The sequence below is a fragment of the Methanoculleus sp. genome (assembly GCF_020696975.1).
Classification (GTDB): domain Archaea; phylum Halobacteriota; class Methanomicrobia; order Methanomicrobiales; family Methanoculleaceae; genus Methanoculleus.
In genome coordinates, this window is sequence record NZ_JAJGBK010000020.1 from 106,758 (window position 1) to 122,970 (window position 16,213).

Here is a 16,213-nt window from a genome sequence, read left to right on the forward strand (position 1 = left end):
TCTAACTGATGCGTCTATGTGATGGTATCCACGTATTTTCTCATTATTCGGATGATCTCCTTCTGCACTGTCTCAGATCTGGAGTTCGCGTCTATTATCGGGATGTCTAATTGAGTGGCAAGTCTCCTGTATGCTACTACTTTTTCGGCTATCTTCTTATCATAATATACATCGCTCCTTCTCTTCCGTAACTGCTCCGGATCCGCGATTAGCAAGATAACAACTAATTTCGATGGCACTAACCGCAAAAACAATTTTCCTATCTTTGTAGAGATTATCTCTTTGTGATTAATCGATAGACCCAGATCAATAAGGGTATCAAAAACGAACCGGTCACAGATTATATTCTGACCAAGGATGTACCTGGGAATGTAGTATTTAAGTGTTAAATGTATTACGGTATCCAGCCATAACGATAGAGGATAAAAAAAACACAGGAATTTAGACTCCTCGAAATGGTGATAACTAACTTTTTCCCCATTCGGGGGCACTTCTACACTGGTGTACCCCATTGCCCTTGCATAAAGGAGAAGAGGAATCGATAGAAGATAACGAGAACCCAACCAGCAATACTTGTATTCTTGATCTTGCTGCCCGAATTTTGCAATGAGTTTTGTAATATGTGATGTCTTACCTGCTCCATCAGGTCCAATTATACAGATATTGTGCATTTTATCCCCTTTGACGTGCTTATCAATCGTATGACCTCTAGATTGTTTGCGGGTATTAAATGCCTTGCTATAGAATCATACATTCCTGCCGGGGTAAACGCTGCCGGGGTAAACGGATTTATGAGGGCTGCCAAGATTTATTGACCTCTGCTGAGGTTGTGGGTTTTGATCTGAAAGGGAAGCAGATTCTATCAAAAACAGTTAACCATTCCTATTTTTTTGTGAATCGTACATCGGAGGGTAAATTTGGCTGACGCTTTAAACCTGGAATAAAGTGCAGTTTTCAAGGAGGCTATACTGCTCCGATCGCTTCAGTGCCAGGGAATGGCTCTTCAGATCGCTCTCTCATTTAATGGAGGCACCGAAATCGTTAATACATCTATCGGGCATATCAGGGCATGGTCGGGATAAATGCTCTCATCTCCTCTGGAATGTCAGATCACCGCATAAAATTTTCTGATATTCAAAATACGATGTTGCATTACCCTAAATACCAGGCAAATACGCTGTTCGAAGATGACTGCCTTCTTATTGGGTCGACAGCATACGATCAGTATCCCATAACCTGTTTTGAAAGCCCCGGATCTTTCATTCTCCTTGAAGGTATAATATACAACATCGATGATGCGACAATTAAAAACAATCTTTTTGCCATCGCAGATCTTGTTCCGGAAAGAGCAACGGTTTCAGAGACGATAGCCAGATTTTTAACTCATGCCGATGGCGAGTTCATTGTCCTGATCTACGACAAACCGACAAAGCTTCTTTGTGTCTTCAATGATGCGCTGGGAAGGTTGCCGTTCTTCTGGTACAGGGATGATGCGGTTCTGGTATTCTCTCGCGAGATGAAATTTATGTACCCCTTTGTGAGACCAATAGCATTCAACAGGCTGGCGCTCATGGAGTATCTTCTTTATGAATTCCCCCTCGGTGAGAGGACACTTATTGAGGGCGTTGAAAGGCTGCTGCCGGCTACCGTAATGATGTATAGCGGATTGAGTCAGACTCTCTTAAAGGAACAGGTTCTACCTCTCACGTTTGAATTTGAGAAAGAAGACCGGAAGATATCCAAGGAAAATATCAAAGACCTCAAGCGATCTTTTCTCGCGGGTCTCCGGAGCAGGGTCTCAAAACTGGGTCCCAGAAGGTCCCTTATCTCGCTGAGCGGGGGCCTGGACTCGAGGGCGACGCTGGCAGGATTGATTGCGCAGGGAGTTAAACCCCGGGGGATAACCTATGATACGGCCCCGGAGGATGCCGGGGAACTGGGATACACTCAAAAAATTGCAGAAACCTTCGGTGTTTCGCTCACTCATTTCGCTCCCTCAAAGGATATGGATTATGAGGAGTATCTCCGTTATGTCGCACTGGTCGATGCAGGCCAATCTATAAACCTGGCAAACGTCGTGAACATCGAAGAACAGATCATGCTTCACGAGGGAAGCGATATTGTTCATTACACCGGACTGTATGGTGGGGAGTTATGCAGATATCTGAATGTGACGTCCGGCTTTGGCTCAGACGATGATCTGGCACAATTTCTCCTCACCACCCCGGATCAGTATGGGTATGCTCACCAAAAAGTCTGCGCGATGCTGCAGGCTTCAAAAGATGAGATCCAGGAACATATCCGGGAGCATATCGCTGCTTACCCGGAGAAGGATCTCTATGCCAAGTATCTCCATTTCAAGTTTGAGAAAGACTATAAGTGGGCTGGTCTGGGTGAGGATAGAAACCGATTTTTCTTCTGGACAGTTACACCGTTTTACTCCAGAGACTTTTTCTGGACAGCGTATACGATAGATGAGCGTAAAAAGGACACTCTCTTCTTCAGAGACTTTCTTTACTCGCTTGACCCCAGAACCTGCGCTGTGGGCTACTACAATACCGGAATGAGTCTTAAGAACCCTCTAACATTGTATATCTACAGGTTTGCAGAGAAGGGAGTGCGGACCCCATGGATAAGACAACTTGGATGGCAGGCATTGCATTTTAAAGAAAAATTCGGCGTTTCAAAGAGATTCAACCCGAAAAAGGAGGAAATTCGAGCCTTTGCGTTGAACCTGCTTGAGAGATCGAGCCTGATCCAGAGATACTTCTCTCTTGCCGCAACCCGGAATGTGATTCGTACCGAGGAGGAACTGGACAAACTGGAGAGAATACTGACCCTCTTTATATATATGGATATGATCGATCGCGGCAAGCCGGATTTCTAAATATCTTCGTATCGTTCTCTGCAATCCGTTTAATGGGAAATCCACTTTCCGGGCCGCTTTGAAACGGAAAGCCGGAAACCTATTGGGCTTGCCCGCCATCGTTCATCCCGGAACTTTTGTTCAGGACTACTTCGCAAATGAACTCGTTACAGATTCAGAGCGCCTGAGCGCCCTGCTTCCCCGGAATCCTGCAGAAGATGCTGATGTGTTCAAACCTGGATGGTCCAGCGATGGGTTTGACAGATTCGTTGGAGGTTATACTGAAAATTGGATTGCTGCAGCATACTGGTTACCATGCGGTCGAAACGAAGACAGAGGTTATGATCTGGGCAAAGTAACCCCCGGTGAGACTGCCTGACATAGCAATGTATAGAAACATTTATACATGCTGATGCGATGTGTCTTGTATCTCACCTGAAGCGATTACCATGTGCATACTCTGTTAGTCCGCATCTTTCAGAGACGAGGGGTCTCGTATCGTTGTCCCGGGCAATTGCATCGGGTCCTACGAGTGACTGCCTGAAAATGCGCCGTTGCTGTAACTGCAGGGTGATCGTTGCTTGATGCTGGCGTGCAGGGGCTCCTTGCCGTGTGAGTGTGGGTACTCCCTGGCAGGTGATATCGGAGCGTCAGAAGATATGGCGGGGATAAGTGTAGATCCACAAAACGAGAGAAAACAAGCCTTAAATGTAACGCATAGTCACAGGTGAATCCTCCAGTCGCTCTGTATCTTTTTGATCAGCATACGAATCCGCTAACACGTAAATGAGGTTGAAATCTTGAAGATCCCGGTGAGCAAGGCAATAATAGATGTACAATGGGCATTCATCAGTATTGCCACGGCATCACTGGCTCACTTCATCCTCAGGATCGTCCTCGGCAGGGAACTCGGGCCAGAAGGGCTTGGGGTGTACACCCTTGCCTTCACTATCTATCTCTTTGGGATGCAGTTTGCCGCGTTCGGGATTGGAACTGCGTTGACAAAATACGTTGCGGAGTTCCTCGATAATCACGTCGCTATAAGAAATTACGTTTCTTCAGGGATGGTTAGTTCGATCATTGTAGGCGCCCTGATGGGAGTTGCACTCTACTTTCTGGCTCCCTCTATTGCAGTATCTTTTTTCCGGATCCCTGAACTGGAGCCGTTGATCCAGCTGACCGCCCTCTGCTACCCCTTCATCGCCATCCAGAAGGCAGTGCTTGGGACACTGAATGGGTTCCGTAAAATGCATCTTTATGCGTTTCTGAACATCATTCAGAATGTCACCGTTGTCGTAGCATCTATTACTCTGGTGCTACTGGCAGGGATGGGTGTGATGGGGGCGGTGATCGGGTTTGTTGGCCCGACCATACTCATCGGCAGCGTATGTCCTGTTCTGATCCGTGACTGGATCCAGCTCGATGTATCTTTGAGCAATATCGCCGCCCTTCGTGCAACGACAGTTTTTGGGTTTTATGTCATGCTCGGAGATTCGATATCGTTTCTTAGCGGTCAGATTGACAGCATCATGATCGGGTACTATCTCAACCCGACTGAGGTAGGGATCTATGCTGTCGCTTTCCTCTTCACACAGATACTCACGCTCATACCTACGGCTGTTCAGGGAGTGACAGCACCGGTGACGGCGACGCTGTATGGGAAAAGGGATATCGAAGGTATAAGAAGGCTCTTTTACTCAACATTGAAGAAGAGTCTTCTCATTTCAGCAGGAATTGCAACGCTCATTGCTGTTTTTGGTCAATATGTCATTGTTCTTCTCTTTACCGAAGAGTATCTTATGTCGTATACCCCGCTGCTGATATTGCTGCCGGGGTATGCCGTCAATGCGTCTTTTGGTGCGGTTGGTGCCACACTGGCAAACATCGGAAAGGTGCATATTCCCTTCCGGATCAGCGCAGTCTCCGGGGCATTGAAGATCGTCCTGAACATCCTGCTCATCCCTCATCTCGGGATAAACGGAGCTGCTCTGACAACAGGGGTAGCCGCGGTAATAAGTTTCGGGATAAAGGTAGCAGTCGTTCACCACTATATCGGGGGTCATTGCAGTGGTTTAGATCAACGAGAACACGCATCCGATGAGTTAACTCCTTAATGTGTGCTTACCGGCAAGTACCTCCGGACAGGTGCCTGGGAGACATGAGGTCTTCTTTGCGGGGCGGTATGGCCCTGCTCTTTTTTAGGGTGATTCATCCAGCATACCTGCCATACTTACGAATATGAAGGAATCTTTGATACAGAGGCCGACCCAGCATCCTCTGGAGTGGGCCGTACCATACCTTTTTAGCGCTCACCCATCCCCTGTACCTTCCCCGTGAGGCAATAAATGACACTTTGCGCTCTCAAGGCCCGGGAGATGAGATGCACCGATGGTTTGCAGAGCGTGTTGAATACTGGACGATTTTGCCTTCTGGATAGCCCTCACGTCGAATAAATCTCAATATCGCGATTGTCATAGACTTTTGTACGAATTGACCGGTCGCTTCTGAACCAGGCATAATCTCCTGCAGTATACCGGCCGACTTCCCTGTATCCGGGAACTTCCTGGTACAAAAGTTCATCGAGATTCAGCAGAATGACATAACCCTGCTGATCAGGCTCTAGATTTATATCGGCAAATGTTCTATGAGAGGAGTTGTAACCGAAGTGATCGGGTATCTGGATCTCATTGTCGATTCCCCCATCATCAAATAGATCGTGGAACCTCTGGATCTGACTCACCGGGACAATCGTATTCTCACCAGTCCTTGCTTCATAATACCACTCAATTCCTTCAACTTCGTTATGCGTCAGAGCGGCATTTGTCACGAAGATATTTGGTGAATCAAACGTCCCGAAAAGACCAAGGCTCCACATACCTGTCAAAATGATGAGTACAAGTGCGGTTTGCCGGTTGAAAAACTTCGGCGCTGCAAATACTACAGAGAGGGAGAGCACAAACAACGGTACCTGGGCATAAAGCATGAAGTTTAAATTGGTCAGGCGGTCGGGTTGATGGGAAAACATAGGGTTCAGGAAGATGATTGCCTCAATGATCAGGAGTGCGATATAGAAGGCTGAAAAGAAGTACATGCGGTTCTTTACTGCTTGAGTGATCTTATCCTGCTTAAGGCGGATCAGAATTAGCGCGATGCCAATGATGATGAAGGGGATTAGATATCGGCCGTAATAGACGAATAGCAATTTCATCATGCTGGGAAGATCAATATTGATACGTGCTATCTTCTCTGTCGTCATAAGAAGGCTGGGTTCGGTTATCTTCAGAAGATAACTCTGAAAGTTTATCCTGAGACTGCCCATGAGGGCGTCACAGTAGACAAACCATGCAAGAAACCCCATGATGGAGATTGTGAGAGGATGTGCGGCACGCCAATAACGTTCGTGAATAAACCGGTTCAGTAGCCCTCCGGACAGTATTAAGGAGAGAAGGAGGGCAAACACGAAGAGAACGATGAACGGATGCATGAAAGGGACAAGAATTGTCGGGAGAATAAGCAGAATGGCATTCGAGAAACCGGCTTTATTGATGTAACGACTCAGAATGAAGATATATAGGGGCATATACGCGAAAAACAGGGCATGAGGGACGTTGAGAAAGTTGTAGGGGCCCAGGTAAAGAATGAATGAGGAGAGGATAGCGATATTCATCAAGTTCTTTCCCTTCAAGAAGAAACGGCAACAGAGATACAGTCCACCGACGAGGATGAATGAAAAGATAACCGGCATCACGAAGGCTGCACCGCTCACCGGGAGCCCCGACATCATTGAGAGAGCAGCACCAAGGATGAGGCTTCCCGGGTAGATGTTCCACTCATCATTGGTGAAACCTGTCTTGCTGATGTGGAGATACTCACCAATATACGACATGTCGTCTGCCCTGCCCATGGAGTAGTAGCCGAGCATGTAGGGAATCAGCAGGATGACTGCATGATTGAGAATAAGTAACAGAACTCCGAGTTTTTTCGCACGTTCCCGTCCCGAAAGGAGAGCGATAGAACTGATAAGGTAGCAGAGTATTGCGGCACTGTAAAATGATAGTGGGAGAACCGAGTAGATGTCCACAGCATAGCCTTGAGGCTGATGCGAGTACAGAATAAGGAGGTTATAGAGTATGAGGATGAACCCGAGAGTCAGGAGAAACTTTGGACATTTTCCATTTAAGAAAGGGTCTGATATCTTCATCGGAACCTGGTCTTCACTTCAAGCACGCAGCACAACCTGTTAGCGGGAATGCTTGTTCCTCCTCTTTGCAGATCTTTCGGGATTGCCGGTGGCAGGCGAACGAGAGCATGAGTTTGCTCGTAGCAGAGCCGTTCTGGCTCTCTCCTGGGAGATCTCATCCAGTTCTCATCCTAAAAACCGGGCATAGACGCCCATCGTCTCCTTTGCAATATTTGCCCATGTATACCGCTCCGCATACGCGAGGATTGCCTCCCGATCCCACTCCCGGTCCAGCGCGGTGAGGATCTTCTCTGCCAGATCATCAGGGTCGGCGGGCTCGACCAGCAGACCGTACTCGCCAGAGGTGATCACCTCCGGCACTCCGCCGACCCTGGTCCCCACAAAAGGCTTTCCGCATCCAAGGGCCTCGAACATGACCGTCGGGTTGCCTTCGTTGAGGCTCGGCAGGACAAAGAAGTCGCTGGCGTTCATCCAGAGGGTCAACTGATCCCCGGGGACAGACCCTAGCAGTTGCACATTCTCCTCCAGATGCGATCGGATGATCTGCTTTTGCAGACCTCTCCACTCCGGACCTGCCCCACCGATATAACAGAATGCATCATCCCGTTGGCTGCAGACCTGTTCCATCGCGTTGATTAAGTAATTGAAGCCCTTTCGCTTGATCAACCCTCCCAGTGTGAAGATGATCTTTCTCTCCTCCGGGAGGTTGAGCCGTTCCCGTGCGATGGCTGTCTCGATAGGATGGAAGGCTGGAGAGAATCCGTTGGGAATCGCACGGACACATCTGTTGTAACGTTGTAGCACTGGGACGTCCTTCTTGTTCACCCTGATGAGGGCATCGGCACCAGACCAGGCCGTATTGATAAGAGGGTGATCCATGGTGACCTCCTGTTCAAACCAATCACCATTCTCGTGAATGGTGGTGACTACCGGCTTCCCGTATTTCTCCTTCAGTCTAACCCCTATATAGCCGGATGGCCAGGTGAAATGAGCATGAATAAGATCAAAGTGGAGACGGTGTTCCTTGATGGTTTGTTCCACCACCTGTAACCGGTTGTCGATCAGGATCTTACTCAGCCAGACGATTGGGATATAGATGCTTCGGGGATAATAGACTTCTACGTTGTCGTAAGAGTAGTCTTTACAGATCTTATCTTTCCCAAAACGACCATAGGATTGAAAGATTGGAGAAATGATCACGACCTTCTTGAAATAGTGACGCAACTCGGCAACAGGGTTTTTTACAAACGTATCCCCGGCAAATGAATCATCCTGATCTGGATAGGACGAAGTGAGAAGCAGGAGAGATTTATCCTTTAGAACCTCCAGCCGATCCGGTTTTGCGTACATTATCTCAATCTCCAGTGTCTGTCAATCCCCTCATGAGTCGGAACAACGATTTACTCTCCCTCACTACAAGTATTTAAATGAGGTGGTGAACGGAACACGCAACATGACTATTATTCCCTGTTATAACTCCCGTAGATCTTAGTGGGAAACAGATGCAGTCTGTATGCGATGGTTATCAGATGCTGTAGTCTACGGACGAGAGGATAATACGAATCGAATTCGGACTGTGCTCTCGGCTTAGAATTGATAATATTCTCGAATTCTTCAAGGCTGATGCCGAACCTGTTGCGGAGATACAGCATATCTGCCCTAACTGTATCATCATTGCATGCCGGCAGTTCAAGTTTCGCCAGAGCTTCGTCCCGGGTCATCTGGTTGGATCGAACGAACGCCGAATAATGAATTTTCCTTTTATCTATGCCAAACTTCTTCGGCAGCAAATATCCCTGAACAAACCGGGTATATATGGACTCATGGTGACCTGTACCGTAATCGATCCATCCCAGTTCTTTTTCGAGAAGTCTCTTTACATCCTCCTTAACATACGGCAGATAATACAAAGGCTTAATCTCTCGTATCCCCTTAAAAGCGAAGTAATACAGATAATCTTTAAGCAGCACATTCGGGAACGTCTCAAGAGTTACGTGGCCAAATCTATCATGAACGGATTTTAAGTATTTTCCATCGCCATAACTCCATCCCGGAGGCATTTTTCCTTCGGTTCTAAACGAACTGCCGACGAGAATGTACTTTATCCCGAACTGCGCAGCGCATTTATACAGCGATGCCGTTATGGCCAGATCTGGAGGCACTTCCAGATCCGGAACAGATGCTTTAAAGAAAGCTAATTCTAAATCAACGATCTCTTTCTCATCTAATTTTACAGTATACAGATCAACATTCAACCTGTTTACCGCATTTTGAATATTTTGGATGGATATCTCCGTGTCGCATCCATCATCTACATGCAGCACCAGCGGGTTAAGTCCGTATTTACATGCAATGTATAGAGTATAGATGCTATCTGTTCCTCCGCTAACCCCTATAAGGCAGTCATATTTTGCGGTTCTTTGACTCCGTTTTATACTGTCAACAATCTGCTGGAATCTCTGCTGTGTAGCCTCACTTAAGGGGAACTCCTGTTCGATGAGATCGTAGTTCTTGCACAGATTACATACTCCATCCGTATCGAAAGATATTCCCGGGATACTGTCGTCACAGACGCATCTTGTACAAACTCGTAGTTCGGTCATAATAACCCCCAATGCATATCAGTGTCGGAAGACCTCGCTTTCACTCCAACCCATGCGGGTCCTGGCAGTTTTAGCATCAAGAACCTTACAAAGGCCGTCAATGTTTTTTTGTGAGGAAGATCGATGATGGCATCCGTCACGGCGTAGAGATGCCTGCCCCCCCTCCGAAAACCACCTCCGTCGAGATTGGCGGCTTGCACTTTCATAAATCCATTGATCTCCCCGGACGTATCAGCAGCGTCACAGATCGTAAAAACCAGACTACGTGAGTGTGTGGCGCCCGGACCGGGCATAGGGCCTGATTGAACCTCTATCATCCTAAATCCTCAACACAATGGCAGTCACTGCCCCTGACAAAGTTTACCTGCTGGCCTCTCGCCAGATCGATCCACGCATCCGGAGGTGCGTTGTACCTTTTATTTAGTTCGATCAGGACCTCGCTGTTGCTGAGCGCTTTAAATATCAGACATAACTCTCCTTCCTGTAAATGTAACCCGGCTCGTTTCAGGAATATACCGGGATGCGCCCAGGTATTGATACGGGGGTTTTTCAGGACATGGTAGAATGCATCGAGATAGACATCTATATCCTGTGGAAATGAATGGAAAGCAAATATCGGGTAATCGACCTGTTCCAGGACATTATCTTCAACATCAAGAGTTCCGTCAGGGAGGACCTTCGCTTCGCACCCGGAAAGGATGAACAAATCGTACTGCTCTCGCGCTCTATCGATATCTTCCAGATAAGCCTGAAAATCATAACCCGGATTCCGGCGGATATGTTCAGTGAACGCAACCAGAGGAATGCCGAGTTCTGCCGCTCTTCTGCAGTAATCTGCGACTGAACCTTTACCATCGGTATAATCTGTATGAATATGCCATTCGCCGGACAACAGATACTGTGAGTATTTCTGCCAGACTTTCATAAAAATCCCACAGCAGTATTGTTGTTCTCGAGTCCTATGCCCCCCCAATAACGAAGGATCTTCGTCCCCCATTTAATCTGGAAACCAGGCACATCTTCGTTCAAAGCACGCTTAACAGCAGCATAAATGATATTGGCACCTGCAAACGTCGAAAGAACCATTGTGCCCTGAACTCTCGGGTTGGACTCCAACAATTTTGGGGTATTATGTTCGTCCATTTTGAACTGGAAACCGAACGCGTAGTTTAGTCCGGTTGCTTCACTAAGTTTTCGCGCATACGTGATGAGAGCCTCGTGATACTCGACCGTGCCGTGGAAGGTGATGCCTGATTGAATGAGGTCCCGCTTCCTTGGAACAATTGTATATTCCGGGGTTTTCAAGACATCGACAGTGTATTCTGCATTGGGGAGATACTCCATTACTATCAGAGGCGGAAAGTCGGATCCTAAAATCTCGTACAGACTCTTCATCTTCACGAACAACGACGTCGGTTTTTCCAAATAGAACATCTCTTTAAGATCACGGGATTCGTCGACTATACGTACGCCTCTCATCCCGTTGGAGAGCGGTGGTTTGACAACCACCGGTTTATCCGGCCATCCCAATTCCTTTGCAAAATCAGTCAGGGCCTCAAAATTGTTTACAAGACCGTATTTCGGAGTAGGCACACCTATCTGTTCTGCCAGCCTCATCAGTCTGTATTTGTCATTTGCGACAGAGATTGCAGATGCATCGGAGACAGCAACAGATGTTCCAATGTCGGAGAACGAAGATCTATTCTCTGCTAAAACGGGTAGTTCAAGGGTGTTTTGAGGGACTACGACGTCTACGCCCTCCTTTTGACAGATTGAGAGGAGTAGGTCCAGATAACCCGTGTCAGTTGGTCTTGGAATGCGGTAAAAACTGTCGCATAGGTATTTTCCAACGACCTCTTGCTTTATGTCTGTTCCGATTACCCTTACGTCTCTATTCTCGAAGTTTCCTTTTAGGGAATAGAGTGTACCTTTTATGCCGGGAGCCCCTGCGCCAGTCACAAGAACAGTCAAACCATCCATCGTACAACCTCAAAAGCCTCAGCGTATTCCGAACTACACTGGATTCCTCGAGTCTTCGCCAGGCCATAAATAAACTCTTTTGAAAAGTAGGGTTTACCCTTGATGAACTGGGATCGATAATTTGTCAGGATCTTACACTTCCTCTCGACCTGATGCTCATTGAGTTTGTTGAAACACTGTGTGTTAAATGTGACATGGTTCCAGGGTAATTCATAGCAGATAACACTCGACGTAGTCTTGAAGGCTCTGACCATCTCGTGTGCTACGACCTGATGATCTTGATGAAGATCGTTGAGAGACGGCCCAATCACAATATCAGGGTTGTACTGATTCCTGGTTTTGATCAAGTCCTCCAATATATCCTGACGATATTGGTGGAGATTCCGTACCTTGAAATCAAACACTTTGCAGTTTTCCGTTCTAAGATCGAGATCACGGGTTACATTGAGAAATTCTACCTTTAAGGTATCTTTTGGGAGGCCTTCAGGTAAGGAATCTTCAGCTGTGGAGAATGTGACCCAGAAGATCTCATGCCCCTCTTCTAAGAGTTTAATGATTGTTCCACCACACCCCAGTTCAGCATCGTCTGTGTGAGGAGACAATACTAATACCTTCATAACGACCTCCTAAATTGAAAAGTTATTCTGAAAATCGGGACGTTCTTTCATTATCCCTACGCTTCCGGGGAAATTCTCAACGAACCAGATCATGAAGGTCGTTATGTTCATCTTTTCGTGATTCAATCGATCCCGTTTATGTCGCCCTGCATTCCTGAGTTCTGGGTTCCGAAGCAACTCGATTGCCTTTTTGAGGGTATCATCATCACTTTCAGACGTCCAGAGCAATTCATATTGGTTCAAGTCACGGAATATACCACAATGCTTTGCCGTAGTGGATACATGAATGGCATGCGTTCCCAGGCTTGCCGCCTCTGACGCTGTCGTCCCTCCCTCGCCCACGTACAGTGTTGCATAATACAACAGGTCATGCAACTTCTCCGGGGAGATCCGGATCTGGTAGTGCTGCAACTCTGGTGGTACGGCCCCCTCTGAGGTGATCAGGACGCGCCCGTACCTTTCCAGCGCCTTCACGAGCCCGACCTTGTCGCGGACACCGCGCTGGCCGATGTCGTGGCTCGCCTGCCAGGCGACAAACCTGACGACAATAAACGTATCATTCTCGGTCAACCCTACTTCCGACAACACTGAGGGATCGGGCGTGAAGCAGGCGGAATGCAGGGCAGCCAGCTCCATATAACTGTCGAACCGGACCTGTTTTTCCCCAAGATCCTTGCGGAAGCAACTCGGTGTCATGATCACAGTGGAGAAAGGAACGTACAGAAGGTGTTCCCACGCGGCATGCTCGGTGTCATCGAAGATAACAGCAGGCACACCTAGAAACTTGGATGCATGCGCCGCCCTGATTGAGGAGAAGCCGAGAAGGATGTCGGGGCGGAAGTCCTTTACCGCCCGGTACATCTTTATGTCCATTATTGGGATATTGATCAGTTTCTGAAAAGGTGAGATCCCATAACTCCCGAGGTCAACGTAATCCAACCCGTACAACTGGAGCAGCTGAGTTGCCACATCTTTATGGCTTGCCGTAATTATGATCTCATGGCCTCTCTGTTTCATCTCCCGGATGAAATTCTTGAAGTAATGAACATGACCCGGATGGTTGATATCGACAACGATCCGCATACTACGTCTGCGCCCCCAGGTACTTTTCATAAAAGATCTTCGGGATGACGTTCATGGAGCAGGCCAGTCTGATAGGCCATTTCAAAGCCTTGATCAGTGGATAACTGGTAGGGTAGTCGAGGAAGGTCTTTGGAGGGAGAGAGAGAATTTCTCTGAACTCTTCTTCTGTAAATCCAATCTTCCCGAGAACGATCTCTGTAACCTCTGCATCCCCGCCCGGAGGAGTCTTCAGGATCTCAAGTGCTGCATCCCGGGTTAACTTCTCTGAACGCACTTCGGCAGATAACTGAATCTTCCGCTTATCTATCCCGAATTTCTTCCAGAGGAGATCGGTGATCACGAAACGTGTGTAAAGAGACTCGAAATGGTGCCCTCCACAGTCACTCCAGTCTACCTCGCGCCTGAGGATATCCTTCGTCTCCGCCTTACTATAGTTCATGTAGGCCAGGAGAGGGAGGGTCTTGATACCCTTAATGAGAGAAAAATCAACCATATTCCGGATTGTCAGGTTAGGGTAGGTTACAAGCGGAAGATGGCCATACCGCTCCTGTATGCTCCGGACATACCTCCCATCCATGTAACTCCACTTAAGAGGTTGTATGCCCTCAGTGCGGAAATTCATCCCATTAATGATCCATTTGACATTATTCTTTGCGGCCACGCGGTGGAGAACCGCATGGATGGCAAGATCTGTCGGGATCTCAACATCGGGAACTGATGCTTTCAGGAACGAGCGCTGGATATCGCTGAATTCTTTAAAGTCGACGGTAATCCACTCGAGATCAACCTCAAGTATTCTGATAGCGTTGTTGATATTGGCAATGGAGACTTCAGAATCCCACCCGTTGTCGAAGTGAACCGCAAGTGGACGCAATCCCAATCTCTTTGCCATGTACAGGCAGAAGGTGCTGTCCGTGCCTCCGCTGACACCTACTATGCAGTCATACTTCCGGAATTGACCATCTCTCTGTATCTTACCTACGATCTGGTCTAACTTCTGTTTTCCTTTATCATTAAGGGGAAACTGCTCATTCAGGCTGTCATGAATACGACAAAAATTGCAGACACCCCTCTCATCAAATCTGATATCAGGTATGGTTGCATCTGAAATGCATCGGGAGCAGATCTGATGGTTATCGTTGGAACTCATTCTGGATCACTGTGATAGATGGGTTTACCCGGCCATTTCAGGGTAGAGATGCTTAAAGTGGGGACAAGAAGACCAAATCTCATCATTGGCCTCCACTTATTTGCAACTCAGCCTGCATGTCAAACAGCATTGCGAAGAACAAGAACTGCATCCCCATCATAAGCATCAGGAATGACAGTGTCCCGTGCACGAAGAGTACCGAGTACCCCAACACGAACTTCTCCCAGAGCGTGACGAGCCCCCCGATGATCCCGAGCGGCGTGAGCACCGCCCCGGCGAAGTAAAAGAACGCAAGGGGATGAAAACCCATCTGGATGTACTTCGTCTTCAAGCGGAAGAGGAAGTTCCCAAGAAGGAGCTTCGAGACCCGGGGGATATAGGTCGAGTAGCGGATCTTCGACTTCTCCCGGCCATACCGGGCCGGGATCGCGACATCCTGCACCTTCATCCCATAGATATTGAGCCAGACCAGAAGATGGTTACAATAACCGTAGCCCTGGTAGATGCTGTTGAGAGGGATCTCAGAGAGGGCCTTTTTCGAGATTGCCGTGTAACCGTTCTGGGGGTCCATCATCTGCCAGTAACCCGAGGCGATCTTGGTGAGGAAGGTGAGGAGAGAGTTGCCGAGACTGCGCCACGCTGGCATCCCTATCCTGTAGGTCTCGTTGATAAGGCGGTTGCCCTTCGTGTAATCGGCTCGACCGTCGATGATTGGGTCAAGGAGGCCGGGCAGGTAAGCCGGATCCATCTGGTTATCGCCGGCCATCACTGCGGCAACATCCATTCCATCCTCGATTGCCCTCCGGTAGCCGGAAGTGATTGCTCCCCCAACACCCAGGTTTGGGTTGTGATGGATGGGAACAATCCTCGGATCGTGTCGAGCGTAGGCATCGATGATTGCCCCGGTCCGATCGGACGAACCGTCGTCCACCGCATAGATCCTGGTAATGTAGTCGGGGATGCCGTCGAGCGTCTCACCGATCAGATCTTCTTCGTTGTATGCCGGGACAACCACGGCAACCCGCCTCCCGCGATAGCAGGGCTCCTCAATTACACCGCCGGCTACCGTGACCGATTCTTCAGCCACAAATGAATGCGACAGGACCGCGCTTTCCGCATGAATTCGTGTCAACCCGGATTGCAAAGAATCACACCCGTAGACAGGCCCTTATCCTATAACATATCTGCTCGCCCGAATTTATTGAGCGAACCCATTCCGGGTCGCTTGAGCCGAAAGGGAGATGGATTTCTAGGAGCCTGGCCTGGTGCTACTGAGTCATCCATTTTATATATAATTTTCCATCAATTGAGCCCGGAGGCAATTGAGACAATCGATTCTAATATTCTGTATGTGCGTTTAATCAAAATTTAACCCGATTTAATTGCCTTTTTGGCGATCCTGGGCGAGAGGTGGACATTCGGGCGTAAGTGCATTTAATGATATTTAAGTATGTCCCTTATAGGTCACGCCCGGTTACAGCTGCATCTGGAATATTCTTGAAAAATTTTGACCATTCAGTGAAACATTATTGATTCTGCGAAGATCAACAGACCTTCAGGATTTTTTCCGAAATAGAGAGGCGTTGGTCATCCTGAATCATGTTTTGAGGAGTAGTCACAGTTTCCTTGACCTGCTATGCATGGAGTCCCGCCAGTAGACGACACATGCTTTGGTTGTGGTGCCAGGATACTTTGCCAGAACCTGGTCAATTT

13 protein-coding genes are annotated in these 16,213 nt (G+C 47.9%); 3 read left to right on the plus strand and 10 right to left on the minus strand.

Going from position 1 to position 16,213, the window contains the following annotated elements; translation table 11 throughout:
* Positions 1-14 precede the first annotated feature (14 nt).
* Positions 15-671, minus strand: coding sequence for a hypothetical protein (locus tag QZ650_RS05600; RefSeq protein WP_292520600.1), 657 nt, complete (start codon positions 669-671; stop codon positions 15-17).
* Between the two features lie 398 nt (positions 672-1,069).
* Between QZ650_RS05600 and QZ650_RS05605 the strand changes: the two genes are divergently transcribed.
* The 3 genes from QZ650_RS05605 (at position 1,070) to QZ650_RS05615 (ending at position 4,980) form a co-directional block, all read left to right on the plus strand.
* Positions 1,070-2,887: a hypothetical protein gene (locus QZ650_RS05605; protein WP_292520597.1), complete on the plus strand. Its 1,818-nt coding sequence runs from the start codon at positions 1,070-1,072 to the stop codon at positions 2,885-2,887.
* Positions 2,888-2,945: 58 nt separating this feature from the next.
* Positions 2,946-3,245 (plus strand): hypothetical protein, encoded by a 300-nt coding sequence (locus QZ650_RS05610; protein WP_292520595.1) that lies wholly within the window; start codon positions 2,946-2,948, stop codon positions 3,243-3,245.
* Positions 3,246-3,666: 421 nt separating this feature from the next.
* Positions 3,667-4,980, plus strand: a complete 1,314-nt coding sequence (locus QZ650_RS05615) for a flippase (protein WP_292520593.1) — start codon at positions 3,667-3,669, stop codon at positions 4,978-4,980.
* Positions 4,981-5,306: 326 nt separating this feature from the next.
* On the opposite strand, the gene QZ650_RS05620 is transcribed toward QZ650_RS05615, so the two are convergent.
* The 9 genes from QZ650_RS05620 to QZ650_RS05660 form a co-directional block, all read right to left on the minus strand.
* Positions 5,307-7,067 (minus strand): hypothetical protein, encoded by a 1,761-nt coding sequence (locus tag QZ650_RS05620; protein WP_292520591.1) that lies wholly within the window; start codon positions 7,065-7,067, stop codon positions 5,307-5,309.
* Between the two features lie 165 nt (positions 7,068-7,232).
* Positions 7,233-8,417, minus strand: coding sequence for a glycosyltransferase (locus QZ650_RS05625; protein WP_292520589.1), 1,185 nt, complete (start codon positions 8,415-8,417; stop codon positions 7,233-7,235).
* A 110-nt stretch (positions 8,418-8,527) separates the two neighbouring features.
* Positions 8,528-9,670: an N-acetyl sugar amidotransferase gene (locus QZ650_RS05630; RefSeq protein ID WP_292520587.1), complete on the minus strand. Its 1,143-nt coding sequence runs from the start codon at positions 9,668-9,670 to the stop codon at positions 8,528-8,530.
* Positions 9,671-9,983: 313 nt separating this feature from the next.
* Positions 9,984-10,595 carry a PHP domain-containing protein gene (locus QZ650_RS05635; protein WP_292520586.1) on the minus strand — a complete coding sequence of 204 codons (612 nt, stop codon included), beginning with the start codon at positions 10,593-10,595 and terminating at the stop codon, positions 9,984-9,986.
* Positions 10,592-11,650, minus strand: a complete 1,059-nt coding sequence (locus QZ650_RS05640) for an ATP-grasp domain-containing protein (protein WP_292520584.1) — start codon at positions 11,648-11,650, stop codon at positions 10,592-10,594. Before QZ650_RS05640 ends, QZ650_RS05635 begins: the two co-directional genes overlap by 4 nt.
* Positions 11,638-12,267: a PIG-L family deacetylase gene (locus tag QZ650_RS05645; protein ID WP_292520582.1), complete on the minus strand. Its 630-nt coding sequence runs from the start codon at positions 12,265-12,267 to the stop codon at positions 11,638-11,640. The genes QZ650_RS05640 and QZ650_RS05645 overlap by 13 nt, the downstream gene beginning before the upstream one ends.
* 9 nt (positions 12,268-12,276) lie before the next feature.
* A complete protein-coding gene (locus tag QZ650_RS05650) occupies positions 12,277-13,350 on the minus strand; it encodes a DUF354 domain-containing protein (RefSeq protein WP_292520580.1) in 1,074 nt (357 codons plus the stop codon).
* Between the two features lies 1 nt (position 13,351).
* Positions 13,352-14,500 carry an N-acetyl sugar amidotransferase gene (locus QZ650_RS05655; protein WP_292520578.1) on the minus strand — a complete coding sequence of 383 codons (1,149 nt, stop codon included), beginning with the start codon at positions 14,498-14,500 and terminating at the stop codon, positions 13,352-13,354.
* Between the two features lie 82 nt (positions 14,501-14,582).
* Positions 14,583-15,587 (minus strand): glycosyltransferase family 2 protein, encoded by a 1,005-nt coding sequence (locus QZ650_RS05660; protein WP_292520576.1) that lies wholly within the window; start codon positions 15,585-15,587, stop codon positions 14,583-14,585.
* Positions 15,588-16,213: the final 626 nt, after the last annotated feature.

What these genes read in the sequence shown, in the direction of transcription:
- QZ650_RS05600 (WP_292520600.1), bottom strand. Translation starts at nt 671, where the DNA reads ATGCACAATATCTGTATAATTGGACCTGATGGAGCAGGTAAGACATCA.
- QZ650_RS05605 (WP_292520597.1), top strand. Translation starts at nt 1,070, where the DNA reads ATGGTCGGGATAAATGCTCTCATCTCCTCTGGAATGTCAGATCACCGC.
- QZ650_RS05620 (WP_292520591.1), bottom strand. Translation starts at nt 7,067, where the DNA reads ATGAAGATATCAGACCCTTTCTTAAATGGAAAATGTCCAAAGTTTCTC.
- QZ650_RS05625 (WP_292520589.1), bottom strand. Translation starts at nt 8,417, where the DNA reads ATGTACGCAAAACCGGATCGGCTGGAGGTTCTAAAGGATAAATCTCTC.
- QZ650_RS05630 (WP_292520587.1), bottom strand. Translation starts at nt 9,670, where the DNA reads ATGACCGAACTACGAGTTTGTACAAGATGCGTCTGTGACGACAGTATC.
- QZ650_RS05635 (WP_292520586.1), bottom strand. Translation starts at nt 10,595, where the DNA reads ATGAAAGTCTGGCAGAAATACTCACAGTATCTGTTGTCCGGCGAATGG.
- QZ650_RS05640 (WP_292520584.1), bottom strand. Translation starts at nt 11,650, where the DNA reads ATGGATGGTTTGACTGTTCTTGTGACTGGCGCAGGGGCTCCCGGCATA.
- QZ650_RS05645 (WP_292520582.1), bottom strand. Translation starts at nt 12,267, where the DNA reads ATGAAGGTATTAGTATTGTCTCCTCACACAGACGATGCTGAACTGGGG.
- QZ650_RS05650 (WP_292520580.1), bottom strand. Translation starts at nt 13,350, where the DNA reads ATGCGGATCGTTGTCGATATCAACCATCCGGGTCATGTTCATTACTTC.
- QZ650_RS05655 (WP_292520578.1), bottom strand. Translation starts at nt 14,500, where the DNA reads ATGAGTTCCAACGATAACCATCAGATCTGCTCCCGATGCATTTCAGAT.